At 71.8% G+C, this 20,679-nt stretch carries 19 protein-coding genes; 6 read left to right on the forward strand and 13 right to left on the reverse strand.

Annotated elements, in window-relative coordinates:
- Window positions 1–20: 20 nt before the first annotated feature.
- From FHG89_RS22110 to FHG89_RS22120, 3 genes are all read right to left on the reverse strand, one after another.
- Window positions 21–1,025 (reverse strand): ABC transporter substrate-binding protein, encoded by a 1,005-nt coding sequence (locus tag FHG89_RS22110; RefSeq protein ID WP_139586330.1) that lies wholly within the window; start codon window positions 1,023–1,025, stop codon window positions 21–23.
- A 23-nt stretch (window positions 1,026–1,048) separates the two neighbouring features.
- The gene (locus tag FHG89_RS22115) at window positions 1,049–1,969 is read right to left on the reverse strand and encodes an ABC transporter permease (RefSeq protein WP_139586331.1); all 921 of its coding nucleotides are present in this window, start codon (window positions 1,967–1,969) and stop codon (window positions 1,049–1,051) included.
- Between the two features lie 152 nt (window positions 1,970–2,121).
- Complete coding sequence (locus FHG89_RS22120; protein ID WP_244295712.1) at window positions 2,122–2,862, reverse strand: cupin domain-containing protein; 741 nt, start codon at window positions 2,860–2,862, stop codon at window positions 2,122–2,124.
- Window positions 2,863–2,954: 92 nt separating this feature from the next.
- Here FHG89_RS22120 and FHG89_RS22125 point away from each other — a divergent pair, with 92 nt between their 5' ends.
- Both FHG89_RS22125 and FHG89_RS22130 read left to right on the forward strand, forming a co-directional pair.
- Window positions 2,955–4,016, forward strand: a complete 1,062-nt coding sequence (locus FHG89_RS22125) for a LacI family DNA-binding transcriptional regulator (protein ID WP_139586332.1) — start codon at window positions 2,955–2,957, stop codon at window positions 4,014–4,016.
- Window positions 4,013–5,026: a phosphotransferase family protein gene (locus FHG89_RS22130; protein ID WP_341874269.1), complete on the forward strand. Its 1,014-nt coding sequence runs from the start codon at window positions 4,013–4,015 to the stop codon at window positions 5,024–5,026. Before FHG89_RS22125 ends, FHG89_RS22130 begins: the two co-directional genes overlap by 4 nt.
- Window positions 5,027–5,078: 52 nt before the next feature.
- On the opposite strand, the gene FHG89_RS22135 is transcribed toward FHG89_RS22130, so the two are convergent.
- Window positions 5,079–5,741, reverse strand: a complete 663-nt coding sequence (locus FHG89_RS22135; protein WP_208761053.1) for a fasciclin domain-containing protein — start codon at window positions 5,739–5,741, stop codon at window positions 5,079–5,081.
- Between the two features lie 131 nt (window positions 5,742–5,872).
- Between FHG89_RS22135 and FHG89_RS22140 the strand changes: the two genes are divergently transcribed.
- Window positions 5,873–6,358: a GNAT family N-acetyltransferase gene (locus tag FHG89_RS22140; protein ID WP_139586334.1), complete on the forward strand. Its 486-nt coding sequence runs from the start codon at window positions 5,873–5,875 to the stop codon at window positions 6,356–6,358.
- A 53-nt stretch (window positions 6,359–6,411) separates the two neighbouring features.
- Here the strand turns inward: FHG89_RS22140 and FHG89_RS22145 are convergent, their stop codons facing one another.
- On the reverse strand, window positions 6,412–7,698 hold the full coding sequence (locus tag FHG89_RS22145) for an MFS transporter (RefSeq protein ID WP_139586335.1): 1,287 nt from the start codon (window positions 7,696–7,698) through the stop codon (window positions 6,412–6,414).
- A 97-nt stretch (window positions 7,699–7,795) separates the two neighbouring features.
- Complete coding sequence (locus FHG89_RS22150; RefSeq protein ID WP_139586336.1) at window positions 7,796–8,356, reverse strand: NADPH-dependent FMN reductase; 561 nt, start codon at window positions 8,354–8,356, stop codon at window positions 7,796–7,798.
- A gap of 138 nt (window positions 8,357–8,494) precedes the next feature.
- On the opposite strand from FHG89_RS22150, the gene FHG89_RS22155 reads away from it, so the two are divergent.
- Window positions 8,495–8,959 carry a MarR family winged helix-turn-helix transcriptional regulator gene (locus FHG89_RS22155; protein WP_139586337.1) on the forward strand — a complete coding sequence of 155 codons (465 nt, stop codon included), beginning with the start codon at window positions 8,495–8,497 and terminating at the stop codon, window positions 8,957–8,959.
- A gap of 22 nt (window positions 8,960–8,981) precedes the next feature.
- On the opposite strand, the gene FHG89_RS22160 is transcribed toward FHG89_RS22155, so the two are convergent.
- The 7 genes from FHG89_RS22160 to FHG89_RS22190 all read right to left on the reverse strand — a co-directional run bounded on the left by FHG89_RS22160 (window position 8,982) and on the right by FHG89_RS22190 (window position 18,449).
- A complete protein-coding gene (locus tag FHG89_RS22160; protein WP_139586338.1) occupies window positions 8,982–11,315 on the reverse strand; it encodes a beta-L-arabinofuranosidase domain-containing protein in 2,334 nt (777 codons plus the stop codon).
- Between the two features lie 159 nt (window positions 11,316–11,474).
- A complete protein-coding gene (locus tag FHG89_RS22165) occupies window positions 11,475–11,963 on the reverse strand; it encodes an anthrone oxygenase family protein (RefSeq protein WP_139586339.1) in 489 nt (162 codons plus the stop codon).
- Window positions 11,964–11,994: 31 nt separating this feature from the next.
- Complete coding sequence (locus tag FHG89_RS22170; protein WP_139586340.1) at window positions 11,995–13,827, reverse strand: IucA/IucC family protein; 1,833 nt, start codon at window positions 13,825–13,827, stop codon at window positions 11,995–11,997.
- Entirely contained in the window at window positions 13,824–14,402 is a 579-nt protein-coding gene (locus FHG89_RS22175; protein ID WP_139586341.1) for a GNAT family N-acetyltransferase, read from the reverse strand. The genes FHG89_RS22170 and FHG89_RS22175 overlap by 4 nt, the downstream gene beginning before the upstream one ends.
- The gene (locus tag FHG89_RS22180; protein ID WP_139586358.1) at window positions 14,399–15,676 is read right to left on the reverse strand and encodes a lysine N(6)-hydroxylase/L-ornithine N(5)-oxygenase family protein; all 1,278 of its coding nucleotides are present in this window, start codon (window positions 15,674–15,676) and stop codon (window positions 14,399–14,401) included. The genes FHG89_RS22175 and FHG89_RS22180 overlap by 4 nt, the downstream gene beginning before the upstream one ends.
- A 35-nt stretch (window positions 15,677–15,711) precedes the next feature.
- Window positions 15,712–17,262 (reverse strand): pyridoxal phosphate-dependent decarboxylase family protein, encoded by a 1,551-nt coding sequence (locus tag FHG89_RS22185; protein ID WP_425280202.1) that lies wholly within the window; start codon window positions 17,260–17,262, stop codon window positions 15,712–15,714.
- A 155-nt stretch (window positions 17,263–17,417) separates the two neighbouring features.
- Window positions 17,418–18,449: an ABC transporter substrate-binding protein gene (locus FHG89_RS22190; protein ID WP_139586342.1), complete on the reverse strand. Its 1,032-nt coding sequence runs from the start codon at window positions 18,447–18,449 to the stop codon at window positions 17,418–17,420.
- 73 nt (window positions 18,450–18,522) lie between these two features.
- Between FHG89_RS22190 and FHG89_RS22195 the strand changes: the two genes are divergently transcribed.
- Both FHG89_RS22195 and FHG89_RS22200 read left to right on the forward strand, forming a co-directional pair.
- Complete coding sequence (locus tag FHG89_RS22195) at window positions 18,523–19,629, forward strand: FecCD family ABC transporter permease (protein ID WP_167517489.1); 1,107 nt, start codon at window positions 18,523–18,525, stop codon at window positions 19,627–19,629.
- Window positions 19,626–20,654 carry a FecCD family ABC transporter permease gene (locus FHG89_RS22200; protein ID WP_139586343.1) on the forward strand — a complete coding sequence of 343 codons (1,029 nt, stop codon included), beginning with the start codon at window positions 19,626–19,628 and terminating at the stop codon, window positions 20,652–20,654. The genes FHG89_RS22195 and FHG89_RS22200 overlap by 4 nt, the downstream gene beginning before the upstream one ends.
- The last annotated feature ends 25 nt before the right edge of the window (window positions 20,655–20,679 follow it).

The following is a 20,679-nucleotide window of genomic DNA, read 5'->3' on the forward strand; positions in this document are numbered from 1 at the left end:
CCGGCGCGGTGGTCACCGGGTCACCCCTGGGCCGCGAAGGAGGCGTCCCAGTACGCGTCGGGCGCCCCCGGGTTCTTCAGCTCCGCGTAGCGGGTCATCAGGTCGATGGTCTCGCTCCACTGGGCCTCGGTGTTCACCCCGGGCGGGCCGTCGGCACCGATCAGCGGCAGGTTGAGGGTGAGCTGCTTGGTCAGCACCTCGGGGGCGGGCTCGTTCTCGGCCAGTGCCGTCATCGCGCTCACCGCGCCGGCCGGGTCCCGGGCGGCGTCGGCCCACGACTTCTGCGTGGCCCGGACGAACTTGCGGGCCAGCTCCGGGTCCTTCTGGAGGGTCTGGGTGTTGGCGATGAGGCCGGTGCCGAGCAGGTTCATCCCGTAGTCGGCGAAGAGCAGCACGTCGACCTTCTTGCCGGTCTTGCTCTCGATGGTCGGCGCCTGGTCGTGGAAGAAGCCCATGATCGCGTCGACCTTGCCCTCGGCCAGGGCGGCGATCTTGCCGGCCGCGTCCACGTTGACGACCTTGACGTCGTCCTTCTTGAGGCCGTTCTTCTCCAGCCACGCCGGGAAGGTCGCGTAGAGGGCGTCGCCGGGGGTGCCGCCGACGGTCTTGCCCTTGAGGTCGGCCGGGGTCTTGATGTTCTCCTCGGTGAAGAACTCCACCGAGGACGGGCCCTTCTCCAGGTACGCGCCGAGGCTGCGCACCGGCATGCCGCTGGCCACCGACTTGAGCAGCACCGGGCTGTCCGCCCAGCCGAAGTCGGTCTGCTTCTGGGCGACCTGCTTGACCGTGTTGCCCGAGCCGTTGCCGGGCAGGATCTTCAGGTCGATGCCCTCGGCGGAGTAGTAGCCCTTCTGCAGGCCGTAGTAGAAGGGCGCGTGCTCGCCGTACGGCACCCAGTTGAGGGTGAGGGTGACCTGCCTGCTGCCGTCGGCGTTGGTGTCGCCGGCGGAGTCGCCCCCGCCGCAGCCGGTGGCGGCGAGGAGCAGTGCGGCGGTGGCCAGGATGGTGGTGGCGGTGCGTTTCATCGGTGCCTCCGTGATGGGGTCGGTCAGGAGGTGGTCAGCGGTACGCCGGCGCGACGGCTGGCGTGCCACGGGATGAGCAGGGCCTCGGCGACCTCGACGAGGACGAACAGGACGATGCCGATGGCGGACATCAGGATCAGGTCGGCGAACAGCAGCGCGGCGTCGAGGTTGCCGTTGGCCAGCAGCAGGACGTAACCGAGCCCTTCGCTGGCGCCGACGAACTCACCGACGACCGCGCCCACCACCGCGAGGGTGACGGCCACCTTGAGGCCGGCCATCAGGTGTGGCAGCGCGTTCGGGAAACGGATCTTGCGGAACGTCCGCCAGGGGCCGGCCCCCATCGTGGCGGCGAGGTCGAGCAGCTCCGGGTCGGTGGAGCGCAGGCCGGCCACGCCGGAGATGACCACCGGGAAGAACGCGATGAGCACCGCCAGGATGACCTTCGGGGTGAGGCCGAGGCCGAACCACACCACGAGCAGCGGGGCGATGGCGATCTTCGGGATGACCTGTGCGAACAGGACGATCGGGTAGAGCGCCTTGTCCAGGGTGCGGGAGTAGGCGATGCCCACCGCGGCGGCCAGTCCCAGCGCGGCGGCGAGGACGAAGCCGAGCACCGTCTCGTAGAGGGTGACCAGGGTGTGGCGGGCCAGCTCGGACCACTGCCCGGTCATGGTGGTCCACACCTGGCCGGGGGTGGGCACCAGGTAGTTCGGCACGTACTCCCGGGCGGCGACGAACCACCACGCGGCGAACAGGACGACAAGCACCAGCGCCGGGCGCCAGAGCGAGTCGGCGACGGCGGCCGCGCGGCGGCCCAGCGTGGGTCGCGGTGGGCGGCCTCCGGCGCGGGGCGGAGGACCGGCCACGGTGGACGTCCGAGCGTCGTCGGTGGCCGCCGTGGCGGCGGCCACCGGGCCTGCCGTGTGCAGAGCGTTCTCGGTCACACGGAACCTCCTCGGAGTTCGGCACACCCGTGGGCCGGGCCGATCGGCGGATCAGGCAAACGCTTTCCTGGAGCGTAGGCGGCACCCGAGAAGCAGGCAAGGCCTTTCCTCGATGTGTTCGTGCCGCCGGCTCAACCGTCCCCGCGGGACGATCAGCCGGTCGCCGGGTACGTGTCCAGCAGACCGCACATGCCCAGCCGGCCCCGCTCGACCGGCTCGCCCACCGCGTACACCCGGGCGTCGCCCAGATGACCGGCGTCGCCCCGCTCCAGGGCGTCGAGCTGCTCGCCGGTGCCGGCGGCGGCACGGCCGGCGCCGGCCGCCCACCGCCGCCGCCAGCCGCCCAGCAGCGGTCGGCGCAGCGCCAGCGCGGCGTCGTGGAAGGCGGCCAGCGCCGTCGGGCCACCGGCCCGCAGCGCCTGGAAGCCGGTCACGGCCAGATCCCGCCGGCGGTACGCGGCCCGCACGTCGGCGCCCGGCGCTCCCCCGTCGGGCAGCGCCACCGCGGCGGCGTACGCGCCGGGGTCGGCCAGCACCTCGGGCGGGAAGGTGAGCACGGCGTCGCCGGCCTCGGGCAGGCCGCTGTTCTGCATGAGCACCACGATGGTCAGCCCGCCGCCGTTGACCAGGCGATGCACGGTGCCCGGCCGGAACCAGACCACCGCGCCCGGTCGCAACGGCGTCTCCCGGTAGCCGTCGGCGGTGAGCGTCTGCACCGCGCCCTCGCCGTCGGTCACCACGTACCCCTCGGTGCAGCACAGGTGCACGTGCGGGGTGCCGCCGACCACGCCGTCCGGCGCGACCGTGTCGTAGACCCGCAGTCGGGACACCCCGATGCCGCCGGGCAGCGCGGCGAAGGGATCGGACTGACGCACCGCGAAGGGATCGGACACGGCCGGGCCTCCCTGCGGGAAAGGGCTTTCACTGCGGTACCGTGACGCTAGCCGGCACGGCGAAAAGCCGTCAACAGATCGAGGGGGCGGCCATGGCGACCCTGTCCGACGTGGCACGACGAGCGGGTGTCTCACCCGCCACCGCCTCCCGCGTGATCAACGGCAGCAGCAAGCCGGTCACCGACGAGCTGCGCGAGCGGGTGCTGGCCGCCGTCGCCGAGTTGCAGTACGTGCCGAACGCGCACGCCCAACTGCTGGCCCGCTCGCACCGCAGCGCGGTCGGCGTGATCGTGCACGACGTCTCCGACCCGTACTTCGCCGAGATCACCCGTGGCCTGCAACGCGTCGCCACCGACCAGGGCCGGCTGCTGATGATCTGCAACAGCTACCGCGACCCCGACCGCGAACTGGAGTACGTGGAGCTGCTGCGCGGCCACCAGGTGGCGGCGCTGATCCTCGCCGGCTCCGGCTACCACGACGAGGCGTTCACCCGGCAGCTCAACGAGAAGCTCGCCGCGTACGAGGCGACCGGTGGGCGGGTCGCGGTGATCGGCCGGCACGAGCACTCCGGCGACGCGGTGATGCCCGACAACCGGACCGGCGGGTACCTGGCCGGCCGGGAGCTGTGCGAGCTGGGGCACCGGGCGATCGGCGTGGTCGCCGGCCCGCGCATCCTCACCACCACCACCGACCGGCTGGCCGGGCTCCGCCAGGCCCTCGGCGAACAGGGCCGGGACCTGCCCGAGCGGCGGATCCGGTACGCCGAGTTCGACCGCGACGGCGGCGCGGAGGCCACCGCCCGCCTCCTGGACGCCGACCCGGAGCTGACCGCGATCGTGGCGCTCAACGACTCGATGGCCATCGGCGCGCTGGCCACCCTGCGGGCGCGGTCGCTGCCCGTGCCGCAGCGGGTCTCCGTGATCGGCTTCGACGACATGCCGATCGCCCGGGACGTCACCCCGCCGTTGACCACCGTGCGGCTGCCGCTTGTCGACATGGGGGTACGGGCGATGTCGCTGGTGCTCGGCGCGGAGACGCTGTCCCCCCGGGTCGAGCTGCTGCCCGCCGAGCTGATCCGCCGGGACACCACCGGTCCCGCCGCGCGCTCCCCCCGGCCGGCGCCCCGGGCGCGGCGGGCCGACACCGCGTCGTGACAGTGGTCAGCCCGACGCAGCGTCCCTTCACGACGGACGACGTGGCGTACCTGGTCCGCGCGTCGTTCGGCCCACGGTCCCGGGTCCTCGAGGCGGGCCCGCTGACCGGCGGCGGGTACGCCACGGTGTGGTGGGCGTCGCTCGACGACGACCGACGGGTGGTGCTGAAGGTGGCCCCGCCGGCCGGAACGCCGCTGCTGCGCTACGAACGGGGGCTCTGCGCGGCCGAGGCCCGATATTTCCGGCTGGTCGCCGAGCGGGCGCCGCAGGTGCCCGTGCCCGCGGTGCTGCACCACGGCACCGACCCGGCGTACGGCGAATGGCTGGTCACCGCGATGCTGCCCGGCCGGTCCCTGTACGAGGTGTCCGGACGCGGCGTCGACGACGGCCCGGCGCGGTACGACCTCGGGGTGGCCCTCGCCGCGCTGCACCGCGTCACCGGCGACCGGTTCGGCTATGACGGTGGGCGGGCGAGCGGGGCGACGTGGCGGGCGGCGTTCACCGCGATGCTCGACGCGCTGCTCGCCGACGCGGCCGACTGGAACGTCCCGTTGCCGGTCACCCGGGACGACCTGCACGCCCTGGTGCGGCGGCACGCCGACGTGCTGGACGAGGTACGCCGGCCGGCCCTGCTGCACTTCGACTGCTGGGACGGCAACGTGCTGGCCGCGCCCGACGCACACGGCCGGTTGCGGCTCTGCGGCCTGGTCGACGGCGAACGGTACCTCTACGGGGACCCGTTGCTGGACCTGGTCTCGCCACGGCTGTTCCGACGCGTCGAGGACGAGCCGGACCATCCCCTGCTGGACGGTTACCGGGCCGCCAGCGCCGAACCGCTGGTCCTGGACGACTCGGCGCGTCGCCGTCTCGCGCTGTACCGGCTGCACCTGTACCTGCTGATGACCGTGGAGATGCCGAGCCGTGGCATGACTCCGGGCAGCCATCCCGGGCGCCATGATCGGCTGGCGGTCCTGCTGGGCGAGGAGATCGGCGCGCTCGGCCCGGTCTGAGGGTCGACGCGGGCGGCGCCCGGCGCGGGGCCGGACGCCGCCCCGACCCTGCTCAGGGCAGGTCGATCGGGCGCAGCACCCGGTCCACGGCGTGCGCGATCTGCCGGTTGCCCTTGTTGACGTCGAAGGTGACGACGCGGGCGTTGCGGTCGGTGGTGTCGGCGTCGATCAGCCGCACCTGCCGGAAGATGTACAGGTAGGTCCGCACGTCGACCTCGATGGTCGAGCCGAGCGCCGTGGTGAGGTCCGTGCCGTCGGCGCGCACGGCCGTCTTGCGGTCGATCGTGGCGCCCGGCACCACGTGGTAGAGCAGGACGTTCTCCACGGTGTCGATGCCCAGACCGGCGACCGCGGCGAACGCGGCGCTCTCACTCGGCAGCTTCCTGGAATCCGTGATCTCGCGTACCAACTGCTGGAAGGCCGCGTCGGTGGGGATGAACGCGGTCACCGCGACGGTGCCGTCGGTCAGAACCTTGACCGGCGAGTTCGGCTTGGCCTCCAGCACGGCCAGCACGGCCGCGGTCAGCACGTCGAAGTCACGCGAGTTGCGGTCGAAGCCGCTGGTGTCCTTCGTGAGCACCTGGGCGAGGGACGTCGTGCCGAGCGGCTTGGCCTTGCCGTTCGCCGAAGCGGCCGGCACGGCGACGGCCGTGGTGGCCAGCGCGGTGGCCATGGCGCCCACCGCCATCCTGGCGGCGAGTCGTGCGATCTTCATCAGCGGGCCTTTCGTCGAAGCGCGGATCCGTGACGTCTCGTCACGATCCATGCTTCGCACCGGGTACGCCCCGCGGATGCACCTGCCGTTAACGGATTGCCCGACCCCCGCCGGGGGCCTAACCTCCCCCGGTGCTGATTCGCGAGTTCGTCGACCAGGACTGGGCGCAGGTGTGGCCGATCTTCGCGGAGGTGATCCGGGCACAGGAGACGTTCACCTACGACCCCGCGATGACCGCCGAGCAGTCGTACGACATGTGGGTGGAGCCCCCGCCGGGTCGGACAGTCGTCGCGGTCGACGGCGGGCGGGTCCTCGGCACCGCGAAGATGGGCACCAACCGCCCCGGGCCCGGCGCGCACGTGTCCACCGCGAGTTTCATGGTGGCCGCCGACGCGCGCGGGCGGGGCGTGGGCACCGCGCTGTGCCGCGACGCGCTGGCCTGGGCCCGCGCCCGGGGGTACGCCGGCATGCAGTTCAACGCCGTGGCGCAGAGCAACCGGTCGGCGGTCGACATCTACCGGCGAGAGGGCTTCGAGGTGGTCGGCACGGTGCCTGGCGCGTTCCGCCACCCCACCCTCGGCCGGGTCGGCCTGCACGTCATGTACCTGGAGTTCTGACCGCCCCGACCCTCAACGGTCGGGGCGGTGGTGGTGCTCGGCTCCACAGTGTCTCAACCAGTCGAGCCGCCGGCCGGCGCAGGACGGAGCACCCGCTGGCCGCTGGCCGGCTCCGCGCCGGCGCGGCGGATCGGGGTGGACAACCCACCGATGGCGACCAGCAGGCACCCCGCGCCCGCCGCCAGCATCACGGCCTGGACGCCGTACCTGCCGGCGGACCAGGTCAGCACCGCCGCGCCGGCCGGCCCCAGCGAGTAGTGCGTGCTCCAGAACGCCGAGGTGACCCGACCGAGCAGGTGATCAGGGGTGATCTCCTGGCGCAGCGACATCGAGCAGATCCCGCCGATACTGAGGCAGCACAGGTACACCGCGGTCAGCGCGGTGACCGCCGGCACGCTCGTCGCGACGCCCACGCCGGCCACCGCGCACCCGCAGATCGTGTGCGCGCTGATCCAGGTGACGCCGAAGCCGCGCCGGCGACGCAGTGGCGCCACCAGCAGCGCGCCGGCCACCGTTCCCAGGGCCGCCACCCCGAGCACCGTGCCGACGGTGCCCTCGGAGCCGCCGAGGTCGTGCGTGACGTGATAGATCAACACGTCGGTGAAGCCGTAGGTGAGGAAGATGAACACCGACAGCAGCACGGTCAGCGCACGGAGCACGGGCTGTCGCCACAGGAACCGCGCCCCCGCCAGGAACTCGGCCAGCGGGCGCTGTCGCAATCCGGTCGCGTCGTCGCCGACCTCGACGGGTCGCAGTCGGATCAGCCACAGACCGGCCGCGGAGAGCGCGAAGCTTCCCGCGTTGACGGCGATGGCGGTCGCCGGGCCGAAGCGGGCCGACACCACACCGGCGAGCAGTGGCCCCAGGACGGCCATCGCCGCGTACGTCGCCTGCAACCGGCCGTTGGCCTCGGTGATCCGGTCGGCGTCGACGAGGTTGCGGACCGCCGTCACCGCGGCGACCTGGAACACCATGCCGGCCGCCTCGCAGATCGGCAGCACGACGAAGAGCAGCCACACCTGCGGGCCGGCGAGCCACGCCAGCGGCACCAGGGCGTACAGCACCAGCCGGGCCAGGTCCGCCGCGATCATCAGGGTGCGGCGGTCGTACCGGTCGACAAGCACCCCGCCGAAGATGCCGGCCACGACGGACGCGGCGCCCGCGACGGCGGTGAGCAGACCCATCCGCGCCACCGACCCGGTCGCCTGGAGCACCAGCAGCGGCACCGCCAGGTAGGCGAACGCGTCACCGGCCGCGGAGAGCGACTGCGAGACCCAGTACGTGCCGAAGGTGCGGTCCCGCCACAGCGACGATCGGCCGGTGCCGGCAGGTCGGCTCATGGCGCCGAGGTTAGTACGCCGTCCCCCACGGCACGGCCCCTGACGGGCTGAGCCGGCCGCGGGAGGGACTCCCACGGCCGGCTCGGCTCGGGTCGGGTCAGCGCTGGCGCAGCGGCGCGAGCGCGGCGCTCCAGGCGACCACCTGGTCGAGGGTGGTGTTCAGCGCGTCCTCGTGGAACGTGTTGGGCTTGAAGACGCTGAAGTTCTCGAAGTCGGTGAAGAGCGACAGCGCGACCTGGGAACGCACGTCGGCCATCTGGAGCTCCCCGGCGATCAGGCGCAGGTGCTCGACGGCACGCGCCCCGCCGACCGAACCGTAGCTGACGAACCCGACGGCCTTGTTGTTCCACTCGCCGTAGAGGAAGTCGATGGCGTTCTTCAGGGCGCCCGAGGTGGAGTGGTTGTACTCGGGGGTCACCATGATGAACCCGTCGTACGAGGCGATCGTCTCGGCCCACTTGAGCGTGTGCGGCTTGGTGTACTGGCCCATCGACGGCGGGTACGCCTCGTCGAGGTGCGGCAGCTGGTAGTCCAACAGGTCGATCAGCTCGTACTCCGCGTCGGAGCGCTGCTTGGCGACCTCGAGGACCCAGCGGGCGACAGCCTCGCCGTTCCGCCCCGGGCGGGTGCTGCCGAGGATGATCCCGATCCTGGTCATGGTGGCGCCTTTCAGGAGTGGTTCTGGTGGACGCGCCGACGCTAGCGAATTATTGCTTGGTCAAGCAAATAGCTGTCGTGTGGCTGTCCCCACACCGAGAGTGGGCATTTGACAGATCAAGCAACTACGCTGGGGCGCATGGCCAGCACTCCCCCAGAGCGTCCGAAACCGCTCACCCCGGACGAAGAGGCCCTGGTACGCGCCCTCGGCCAGGTGATGCACGTGCTGCCCCGCACGATCGACGGCGACATGATCAGTGACCGGCAACTGCCGCTGACCGAGTACATCGCCCTGATGAACCTCTCCGAGGCGCCGAACCGGCGGATGCGCATGCACGAGCTCGCCGCGCTCTGCCACCTCTCACTCAGCGGTATGACCCGCACGATCATCCGGCTGGAGAAGCAGGGCCTGGTGAAGCGGGAGCGGTGCGAGCAGGATGCCCGCGGCTGGAACGCCGTCCTCACCGACGCCGGCTTCGCCCGCCTGGAGGAGTCCTGGCCCAGCCACCTGGCCGCCATCCGCCGGCGGTTCCTGCAGCACTTCGAGGGCTTCGACCTGGCTCAGCTGGCCCGCGCGTTCCGCAGCGCGGGGACGGTCAGCTGAGCCAGGCCGGAGCCGCTGCGCCCTAGGCGTTCGCCACGAGCCGCCACCGGTTGTCCGCGCTGCCGTTGTCCGAATCCTGGACGGCCTGCGCGCCCCACGAGGTGGAGCCGTTGAGGATGCCGAGCAGCTTGCCGCTGTTGACGTTGCGGATCTTGTAGGTGCCGTCGCCGTTGTCCACGAGCGTCCACCGGTGGTCGGCGGTGCCGTTGTCGGCCCACTGCAGGACGCGGGCGTTGTCGGCGGTGGACATGTTCTCCACCCCGAGGACCTTCCCGCTGTTGACGTTACGGAACCTGACCGCGGCGCCGTCGGTCACCACGACCCAGTTGTGGTCGGCGGTGCCACTGTCACCCCACTGCACGGCGAGCCCACCGTCGGCGGTGGACATGTTCTGGATGCCGAGCACCAGGCCGGTGCCCACGTTGACCAGTCGGTGGCTGGCGCCACCGCTGCTGCCGCTGACACTCCAGTAGACGGTGTAGTTGTAGCCGTGGGCGTCGTAGAACGGCGCGAGGTTGACCGTGGACCCGTTCGCCGTGGCGGTGAACGCCAACGCGCTGGTGCTGGTGCGGGCGACCGACGAGACGTTCAGCGACGGGAGCGCGCTGAGCGACGTGTTGCCGTAGTTGCCGCAGAGCACCGTCGGGCCGTACGTGATGGCGGCGACGCCGGGGTTGTCGTTGGCGGGCTGCGTGACGACCCGCATCGGCAGGCGCACCGTGATGGTGTCGCCGGACGCCCAGGTCCGGGTGACTGTGGCGTAGCTGCCCGGAGTCGTGGCGACGCTCTGCGCGACACCGTTGACGCTTATCGTCGCGCCGCTCGTCCACGCCGGGATGCGGACCCGGACACTCCACGAGCCGCTCATCGTGCCGGACAGCGTGAGGGTGCTGGTGTCGCTGACCGGGTAGCTGGTGCTCTGCGTGACCGTGATGCCGCGCTGCGACCAGGTCAGCACCGACGGCGTGAACAGGTTCACGGTCAGCGTCGTGCCGTTGAAGAAGTAGATGGAGTCCATCAACTTGGTGTTGATCTCCAGGCCGGTGCCCTGGCAGCACCAGAACGAGTTGTAGTCGGTGCTCCAGGTGCCGCCGCCCCAGGCCGGACCCACGCCCCGACGCCCACCCGGGCGCAGCGGGGTGAAGTAGGTGATGTGGCCGTGACTGTCGGCCGGGTTCTGGCCGCCGATCAGGTGGTTGATCAGCGCGCGCTCGTAGAAGTCGAAGTAGTCCGTCCGGTTCGGGTCGAGCAGCCACAGCTCCCGGGTCAGCTTGAGCATGTTGTAGGTGTTGCACTGCTCGCACGTGTCGTTGCTGAGATAGCCGGCGATGGCGTTGGGCGCCCGGAAGTGCTCGGCCTGGCTGTTGCCGCCGATGACGTAGGTGTGCGCGCCGACGGTGATGTTCCACGCGTTGCTGGCGATGTCCCGGTAACGGGTGGTCCCGGTGGCCTTGAACTCCCGGGCGGCACCCACCCACTTGGGCACCTGGGTGTTGGCGTGCAGGCCGGAGAGTTGGTCCTGGTTGGCGGCCAGAGGGTTGAACACGGCGGCGTGGTCGAACCGCTGCGCGGTGGCGAGCCACCGGGCGTCGCCGGTCTGCTGGTAGATGTCGGTAAGCACGTCGTTCATGCCGCCGAACTCGGTGCCGAGCATGGACTGCATCTGGCTGGAGCTCAGTCGGGCCGTGCGGGTGTCCACCCAGCCGGCGAGCCGCAGGAGCACGTCGCGGGCCTGCGTGCTGCCGGTGTAGCGCCAGACGTCGAGCAGCCCGGCGAGGGTCTTGTGGATGCAGTAGTACGGCACGTTGCCGTTGGACAGCGTCCGCGCCTCGAGCGCGGTGAAGTCGGACTCCGGGAAGCCGGAGAGGTAGCCGGTGGCGAACCCGGCGGCGGAGTTGTTGGCCTGGCACTTGGCCAGCTCGGCCACCATGTAGTTCGCCTTGTCCCGGCAGGTGGTGTCGCCCAGCACCGCGTACCCGTACGCCCAGGCGCTCAGGAAGTGCCCCTGCATGTGGGTCCGGAACGGGAAGTTCGGCGCGTCCCAGCCTCCGTTGGTGGCGGCGCCGTTGGTGGACAGCCGGTGGTTGGCCCGGAAGTTGTAGAGCAGGCGGTCGACGTCGACGAAGCGCAGGTAGGTGAGGGTCCGGTTCTGGTTGTCCAGCCAGCGGCCGGTGGTGAGCCGTACCTGACCCTGGTCGAAGGGGTACGCCGAGACGCCGATGTCCGAACGGGCGGGCGGGACCACGGCGGCGGAGGCGGCGCTCGCGCCGATGACCGTCGCGCCGGTGGCGGACATGACTGCGGTGGCACCGGCGGCCTGCAGTACGCGACGCCGACTGATGGGCAGGGGGGACATGGAACCTCCACGGGCAGCACAGCCGGGCGAGGCGGGCTCGGCGGGACGGTGCGATGCGAACGTTAGCGTTCACATCGTGTCCGGCATGTTACGGCGAGAGACCCGATGCATTCAAGGTGATGATTTTCTGTTCTTGATGTTATCGATAACACCCATGACTCAACGGGGCAGGCGGCCGACCTCGACCAGAGCCCAGGCGAGCAGCCCGAACGCCCCGGTCGAGGCGACGGCGCGCACCACGTTGCCGCGTACCCACGGCCGTTCGAAACGCGCCCGCGCCGCCGCCGGGTCGGCGTCGCCGGCCCGGGCCAGCGCGTTGTTGAGCGGCACGTTGACGACCGCGGTGACACCGAGGACCACCAGGTACGACACCAGCCCGGCCACGATCCACGGCAGCACCGCCCGGTGCCCGCCACCCAGGTGCAACGCCGCCGCCAGCAGGGTGAACGCCAACGCACCGCCGAAGCAGACCGCGAACCATCCGTTGAGGATGGACTCGTTGATCCGCCGCATGGCGAGCACCAGCGTCCGGTCGTCGGTGCGGCCGAGACCGGGCATCACCGCGTAGGCGAACGCGGCGAACAGCCCGGCGGTCAGGCCGGTGGTCAGGGTGGCGGCGAACAGACTCGCGGTACGGAGGAGACCCATACCCCCATTGCACCCGCTGCCGCCGGCGCTGTCACCCGGCGGTCGGGGCGTGGGCGGCCAGCGGATTGGCCAGGGTGCCGACGAACTGGAGCGCGGCCGACGGATCCGCCAGGTCGACCATCTGCTGGTTGTCGCGCAGCTGGAGCCGGTTCAGGCAGGACAGCGTGAACTCCGCCGCGAACAGGTCGTAGTGGCGGACCCGATCGGCCAGGTGCGGCACCCGCTCGAAGTAGTCGGCCGCGCAGGCGGCGACCGTACGCCAGAAGTCGTCCTCGGAGAGTGCGCCGGCCTCGACCAGCACCGCGTTGAGGTGCCGCAGGAAGCAGTCCACCACGTCGGTGAAGATGCTCAGCAGCTTCGTGTCGTCGGGCACGTCGACCCGGACCCGCTCCACCGCCTCCGGCAGCTCGACGTCGGCGCTCATCACCGCGATCTCCTCGGCGATGTCCTTGAAGATCACCCGTACGACGGTGTCCCGCTCGTCGAGGACCAGGATGACGTTCTCCCCGTGCGGCATGAAGGCCAGGTCATGGGCGTAGAAGCTGTGCAGCAGCGGGGTCAGGTACGCGTCCAGGTAGCGGCGCAGCCACACCTCGGCGGGCAGCCCGGACCTGTCGATCAGGGCCGCCGCCAGCGAACCGCCGTCGTTGTCCACGTGCAGCAGCGCGGCCATGGTGGACAGTCGCTGCCCCGGCGCCAGGTCGGGCACCGGGCTCTCGCGCCACAGGGCGGCCAGCATCTTGCGGTACGGGGAGGTGCGCTCGGTGGCCGCCTCGTACTGCCGGTGCCGGTAGCCGACCGCCGCCCGCTCCCGGATGACGGTCAGCCCGGAGCCGGTCAGCACCTCGTCACCGGCGATCAGGTCGGCCAGCCAGTCGTTGATGGCCGGCGTGGCGGCCATGTACGCGGCGGACAGTCCCCGCATGAAGCCCATGTTGAGCACCGACAGCGCGGTCTTGACGTAGTGCCGGCGCGGCTCGGTGACGTTGAAGAAGGTGCGGATGGACTGCTGCGCGAGGTACGCGTCCGGGCCGGGGCCGAGGTGCACCAGCCGACGCTCGGCCAGCTCACCGGCGAAGGTGACCGCCAACTTGTTCCACCACTGCCACGGGTGCGCCGGGATCAGGTGGTAGTCGGCGAGATCCAGGCCGAGGCCGGCCATCGTGGCCGCGAACCGGGCCCGGGTCTCCGCGTCCAACTCGCTCTCGATGAGCGTGTCGTAGTCGAGGTCGGCGGCGCTGCTGAACGTCGAGTGGTCCCGGTGCGCGGCCAGCCACTCCAGCCGGACCGCCTCGGCGGCCTCCGGGGCGTAGCGGTGGTACTCGTCGACACCGAAGCCGAGCCGGCCGTTGTTGGCCACGAAGCAGGGATGCCCCTCGGTCATCGACGTCTCGATGGTCTGGAAGTCCGCACCGGCCAGCTCGGCGGCGCTCGGCGCGGACCGCGCCAGCTTGTACGCGGCGCCCGCGAGGGTGGAGGTGATCTCCTCCAGGTAGACCGGCAGCACCCGCGCGGAGAGCCCGAGGGCGCCACGCAGCTCGACGATCAGGTCCACCGCGTCCGGTGGCAGCGACACGCCGTCGCGGTGCCTGGTGATGCTGTCCGCGTCGATCTGCCAGTGCGCCAGGGTCAGCACCCGGGCCGCGAACCGGTAGGTGACCGTGCCGTCGTCGCTGCGGACCTCGTACCACCGCCGGTCGTCGGGGCCGGGAACGGACTGCGGGTCGAGCAGGCGTTCGTGGGTGAACTCGGCGAGCGCCTTGCGCACCAGCAGCCGGTTGGCCCGCGCCCAACGCTGCGGGGTGAGATGCCCGACCGGGTCGCCGGTGGAGGTGGGAACGGTGGAAAAAGCGGTGGCGGTCACGCCTGGGCTCCTTGACAGTCGGTGACGGCGGCCTGGAACTGGGCACGCGTGCAGACGCTGAGCAGCGCGTCCTTCTCGGGCTTGGCGATCGGGCCGATGACCTCGAAGCCGACGGCGGCGTTCAGCGCGTGCACGGCGGTGTTGCGCACATCCGGCTCGACCACCACCCGCCGGGTCGTCGCGTCGTCGAAGAGCCAGGCCATGACGGTACGAATCACCGCCCGGGTGAAACCGTGCACGGGCGTGCCGACGGGCGCGCAGAGGAAGTGCATGCCGACGTCGCCGGGCTGGTGGTCGTACCGGCCGACCAGCTCGACGTGGGCCGGGTCGTAGCGCTCGGCGAGGAACGCCGGACCCCCCCGCCACAGCCCGACGTACGCGTCGTGGTGCGGGTGGTCGGCGATCCGCCGGTACTCCTCGGCCACGGCGGCCTCGTCGGCGTCCTGCATGAGCCAGAACGACGCCTTCGGGTGTGTCACCCAGGAGTGCAGCAGCGCGGCGTCGGCATCCGGGTCGACGGTACGCAGCGCGAACTCGCCGAGCCGGTCGTCGACGCGGGTGAAGACGCCTGTCACGACGTCACCCCGAACTCCTGGAAGGTGATGCTCTTCTCGATCGGGTAGTGCTCCCGGCCGAGCAACTCGCGGATGATCCAGGAGTTGCGGTAGGCGCCCATGCCCAGGTCGGGTGAGGTGATGCTGTGCGTGTGGGTGCCCGCGTTCTGCAGGAAGATCCCCCGCCCGGTGTGGTCGATGCTGTAGTTGCGCGCCACGTCGAAGCGGCCGTGGGAGTCCCAGCGGATCCGGTCGGACACCGGGGCGAGGAACTCCGGCACCCGGTAGCGGTAACCGGTGGCGAGCACCAGTCCCTCGGTCCGCAGGGCGACGTCGCGCTCCTGCTCCACCTGACGCAGCCGCAGCGCGTACGCCCCGTCCCGGTGCTCGGCGCCGACAAGCTCGGTGTTGGTGAGCAGCCGGGTGTTCACCGGTCCGTTGACGCTGTGCGCGTAGAGCAGGTCGAAGATGTCGTTGATCAGGTCGGCGTTGATGCCCTTGAAGAGGCCCTTCTGCTCGGATTCCAGCCGGTAGCGGGTCACCTCGGGCAGCGCGTGGAAGTAGTCCACGTAGTCCGGTGAGGTCATCTCCAGCGTCAGCTTGGTGTATTCGAGGGGGAAGAACCGGGGCGAGCGGGTCACCCAGTTGAGCTGGTAGCCGTACCGGTCGATGTCGCCGAGCAGGTCGTGGTAGATCTCCGCGGCGCTCTGCCCGCTGCCGACCACGGTGATGCTCCGCTTGGTGCGTAGCGCATCCCGGTGCTCCAGGTAGCGCGAGTTGTGCACGGCGTCGCCGGGCAGGCCGGCGACGACGTCGGGCAGGTGCGGCGGGGTGCCGGTACCGAGCACCAGGTGCCGGGCCCGGTACTCGACGCTCTCGGACTCGCCCGTGCTGGCCCGCACCACATACCGGTCGTCGACCGCGTCGAACTCCACGGTGGTCACCGTCTGACCGAAGCGCAGGTTCGGCAGCTTCGCCGCCGCCCACCGGCAGTACGCGTCGTACTCGCCGCGCAGCGGGTAGAAGCTCTCCCGGATGTAGAACGGGTAGAGCCGGCCGATCTCCTTGAGGTAGTTGAGGAAGGAGTACGGCGAGGTCGGGTCGGCGAGGCTGACCAGGTCGGCGATGAACGGGGTCTGTAACCGGGCGGACTCCAGCAGCATGCCGGGGTGCCAGGCCAGGCTCGGGCGGGCCTCCAGGAACACGCCGTCCAGCTCGTCGATCGGCGCGGTGAGGCAGGCCAGGCCCAGGTTGTACGGGCCGAGCCCGATGGCGATGAAGTCGTGGGTGGACATCGGAGTCTCCAGGCGCGGGTTCGTGGTCACCGGCGTCAGCCGACGGAGCAGGTCAGGGCGGCGGTGGCGTGGTCGTGCACGTACCGGCCGGCGTGGGTGGCGATGAGGTCCAGCACGTGACCGACGTCGTCGACGGTGGTGGCGGGGTTGAGCAGGGTGAACTTGAGGAAGTGCCGGCCGTCCACCCGGGTACCGGCGACCACGGCGAGGCCGGACGCCGCCAGGGCCTCACGGGCGTGCAGGTTGGCGGCGTCGGCCAGTTCGCGGCCCGGGCCGGTGGGCAGGTAGCGGAACACCACAGTGCTCAGCTGCGAGCGGGTGACCACCTCGAAGCGGGGGTCCTCGCTGACCAGCCGCCACGCGTCGGCGGCACGGTCGACCACCTCGTCGAAGAGCGCGCCGAGCGCGTCCGGGCCCATCACCCGCAGGGTCAGCCAGAGCTTCAACGCGTCGAAGCGGCGGGTGGTCTGCAGGCTCTTGTCGACCTGGTTGGGGATGCGCTGCTCCACCATCCGGGCCGGGTTGAGGTAGTCGGCGTGGTAGGTGGCGTGCCGCAGCACCCGCCGGTCGCGGACCAGCAGCGCGCTGGAGCTGACCGGCTGGAAGAACGACTTGTGGTAGTCGACGGTCACCGAGTCGGCCCGCTCGATGCCGTCGAGCAGGTGCCGGCGCGTCGGCGAGACGAGAAGACCACAGCCGTACGCGGCGTCCACGTGCAGCCACACGCCTGCCGCCGCGCAGATGTCGGCCAGCTCGGCGAGCGGGTCGATGGAGCCGAAGTCGGTGGTGCCGGCGGTGCCGACGACGGCCATCACCACAAGCCCGGCCTGCCGGCACCGGGCGATCTCCTCGCGGACCGCGCAGGGGCGGATCCGCCGCCCGGCGTCGGTGGGAACGGCGATCACCGCGTCCGGGGAGAGGCCGAGCAGCTTGGCGGACTTCTGCACGCTGAAGTGACCGGCCGCCGAGGTGAGCACCCGAAGCCGGGGCAGCAGCTCGGCGCGGGCCGCCGGGGCGAGCGCGTCGGCAGACGCCTCCTCCCGGGCCAGCAGCAGCGCCTGGAGGTTGGACTGGCTGCCTCCGCTGGTGAACACCCCGTCGGCGTCCGGGCCGAGGCCGATCCGTTGGGCGGTCCAGTCGATCAGGCGGCGCTCGATGAGGGTGGCTCCGGCGCTCTGGTCCCAGGTGTCCAGCGACGAGTTCACGGCGGTGAGCACGGCCTCGCCGAGCAGCGCCGGGATGACCACCGGGCAGTTGAGGTGGGCGAGGTAGCGGGGGTGGTGGAACCAGACGGCGTCGCGCAGGTAGACGTCCTCCAGCTCGTCCAGGGCGGCGCCGGCGTCACCAAGCGGTCGGTCCAGGTCGACGCGGTCGACAAGCGGCGCCAGTTCGGCGGGTGTCACGCCGGTGCCGGGACGGTCCACGTCGGCCACCCGGCGGGCGACCCGGTCGACGCCGGCGGCGATCGCCTGCCGGTACTGCTCGACGGAGCCCTGGTTCAGCAGCTGTGCCCGCGCGGCGGCCGGGGCGGGCGCCGGCGCCGTCGGGGGCGCGGTGGTCTCGACGGGGTACGTCGGCACGGTCACGGATGTCCTCCACGTTCTCGACGATGGGCAGCCGGAACCCACCCCCGGCGCGTCGTCGCGCCGGGGGTTGTGCTGCCCTCGATGGGGTCGCTACTCGGGCGGCCACCGGAGCGACTCCGTGCCGCCGGTGGCCGGCGGCGGAGTCGCTCCGGGCGTCAGCTGACCTTCTTCGCGTTCCGGATGGCGGTGGCGAGGTTCTCCAGCAGCGGCGCGGCGCCGGCGTACGAGAAGCGGGGCACCGCGTCCCACGGGGTGACCTGGTTGGCCTTGACCGCCGGCAGTTGCTGCCAGGTCGGCTTGGCGGCGAGGTCCTTGGGCTGCAGCGCGGTGCTGCGGTTGTCCAGCAGGATCAGGTCGGCCGGGAACTTGCCGGTGTTCTCCCAGCTCAGCGCCTCGAAGTAGTCGCCGGCTTCGAGCTTGGTCGGAACGACGATGTCCACGCCCAGCTCGGCGAAGTACATGAGGTCGGTGCTGACCTTCGGGTTGGAGACGTAGAACAGGTCGGGGCTGCCGGAGCAGGCCATCACCTTGATGCCGGGGTTGGCCCTGACCGCCTGGCGGACCGCCTCGGCGGCGGCGTCGAAGCGGGTCTTCGCGTCGGTGACCTTCTTCGCGGAGAGGTCCGCGCCGAGTGACTCGGCCAGCGCGGCGTACCGCTCGATCGGCTTGGTCATCGGCACCCGGGCGGTGGTGACGGCCACGCTCGGCGCGAGCGGCAGGATCTTGTCCTTGCTCTCGTCCGGCACGTACCAGAGGGCGTCCGGGTCGTACATGTGGGTGACAAGCAGTTCGGGGCGCAGCGCCGCGTACTTCTCCAGGCTGAACTCGCCCCACACGTTGCCGATGATCTCCACGGCCTCGACGTTCAGGTCCCCCGCCTGCGGGTCGACGGTCCCGTCGCTGCGCTTGGTCTCGCCGAACACGCCGACGAGCTGCTTGTCGAGACCGAAATCGACCAGAGCCGCCGCCACGCCGGTGAAGGCCACCACCCGGGCCGGGCGGGCCGCCGCCTCGATCTTCTTGCCGCGGTCGTCGGTGAACGACCAGGGGCCGCCCCCGTTGTTGGCGGCGGGCTTGGCGGCATCGTCCTTGCCGCAGCCGGCGAGCAGGGCGGCCAGCGTGGCGGCGCCGCCGGCGGCCAGCAGGCCACGACGAGAGAGGCGACGGGAGGACAATGCATCGGGCATGGTGTCGTCTTTCGATCAAGGGAGGGCCGGGGTCGACCAGGACAGCGGGGTTAGGTTAGCCTAACCTCGGTCATTGTCAACAGCGGTACCGACGTGTCGCACAACTCCGGAGCCCACACTGGACGCCACACCCACCGTCACCAGATCGGCACCTCCCGTGCCGGCGAGGTCCACGGCGCCTCCCCCGGTGCGGCGCCGGGCGGCCCGCGCCGCCGGGCTCCTCGGCGCCGTGGCGCTGCTCGGCGTGATCCTGCTGCTCAGCATCGCGGTCGGCGCGAAGTCGCTACCGCTCACCGACGTCTGGTCCGGTCTGCTGGACCGCGACGCCACCGAGTACGCCGTGGTGCACCGGATGCGGCTGCCGCGTACCCTGCTCGGGCTCCTCGCCGGCACGGCGCTCGGCGTGGCCGGCGCGGTGATGCAGGCCCTCACCCGCAACCCCCTCGCCGACCCCGGGCTGCTCGGCATCAACGCCGGCGCGTCCGCCGCCGTCGCCACCGCCGCCGCCTTCCTGGGCGTCACCGCCATCGGCGGGTACGTCTGGTTCGCGCTGCTCGGCGCGGCCGTGGTCACCGCGCTCGTCTACGCCGTGGGCGGCGGACGCGGGGCCACCCCGGCCCGCCTGGCGCTGGCCGGGGCGGCCCTGAACGCCACCCTCTACTCGTACGTGAGCGCGGTGATGCTGCTCGACGCCGCCTCGCTGGACCGGCTGCGGTTCTGGACGGTCGGCTCGCTGGCCAGCGCGGACGCGGCGACCGTGACCCGGGTGGCGCCCTTCATCCTGGCCGGTCTGCTGGTGGCCCTGGCCGCCGCGCGACCGCTGAACGCCCTCGCGCTCGGCGACGACACGGCACGCGCCCTGGGCGCCCGACCGGCGCTGATCCGCGCCGCGGTGATCGTCGCGGTCACCCTGCTCTGCGGCGCGGCGACCGCCGCCTGCGGCCCGATCGTGTTCGTCGGACTGCTGGTGCCGCACCTCGTCCGTGCCCTGACCGGTCCCGACCTGCGCTGGCTGCTGCCCTACTGCGCGGTGCTCGCGCCGGCGCTGCTGCTCGGCGCGGACGTGCTCGGCCGGGTGCTGGGCCGCCCGGGTGAGCTCCAGGTCGGCATGGTGACCGCCGTGCTCGGCGGTCCGCTCTTCCTCTGGCTGGTCAGCCGCTCCCGGGTGGCACACCCGTGAGCGTCCTGCGTACCCCAGGCGGTTTGTCGGTGCGGTTCCGCCCCCGGGCGCTGGCCGTCGGCGCGGGCGCCGCCCTGCTCGCGGCCGGGCTCGGCCTGGTCGCCATCGGCAGCGGCGACTACCCGATGGGACCGGCCGACGTGCTGCGCACCCTGACCGGCGGCGGCACCCCGGCGGAGCAGTTCATCGTCTCCGAGCTGCGACTTCCCCGGCTGGTCACCGCCCTGCTGGTCGGCGCGGCGCTGGCGTTGGCCGGCACGATCTTCCAGTCCCTGGTCCGCAACCCGCTGGGCAGCCCCGACATCCTCGGCTTCACCCAGGGCGCGTCGACCGGCGCGCTGGTGGTGGTCGTCCTCGGTGGCAGCAGCCTGGCCCTCGCGGGCGCGGCGGTCGTCGGCGGGATCGCCACCGGCCTGGTGATCTACGCGCTCGCCTGGCGACGCGGCGTGCACGGCTACCGGCTCATCCTGGTCGGCATCGGCGTGGCCGCGATCCTCACCGGCGTCAACGGCTACCTGCTGACCCGGGCGCCGCTGATGGACGCCGCCCGCGCCGTGCTCTGGCTCACCGGCAGCCTGGACGGGCGCGGCTGGGCCAACGCCGGCCCGCTGCTCGTCGTCACGGCCGTGCTGGCGCCGGTGGTCCTGGTCGGCTGCGCGGCGGCGCTGCGGATGATGGAACTGGGTGACGACACCGCCAGCGCCCTCGGCGTGCCGGTCGTCCGGCTGCGCCTGGTGCTGCTCGCCTCGGCGGTGCTGCTGGTGTCGTTCGCGGCGGCCGCCGCCGGCCCGGTGTCGTTCGTGGCGCTCGTCGCGCCGCACGTCACCAGACGGCTGACCCGGGCACCCGGCCCCAACCTGCTGCCGTCGATGGCGGTCGGCGCGGCGCTGCTGGTCGGCGCCGACCTGCTGGCCCAGCGCGCGTTCGCCGGGCACCAACTCCCGGTCGGCGTGGTGACCGGTGTGATCGGCGGCGGCTACCTGGTCTGGCTGCTGGCCGTCGAACGCCGGGCCGGTCGACTGTGACCACCCGCGACCCCCTCGAAGGAGC

It is taken from the genome of Micromonospora orduensis (genome assembly GCF_006228125.1).
Lineage (GTDB): Bacteria > Actinomycetota > Actinomycetes > Mycobacteriales > Micromonosporaceae > Micromonospora > Micromonospora orduensis.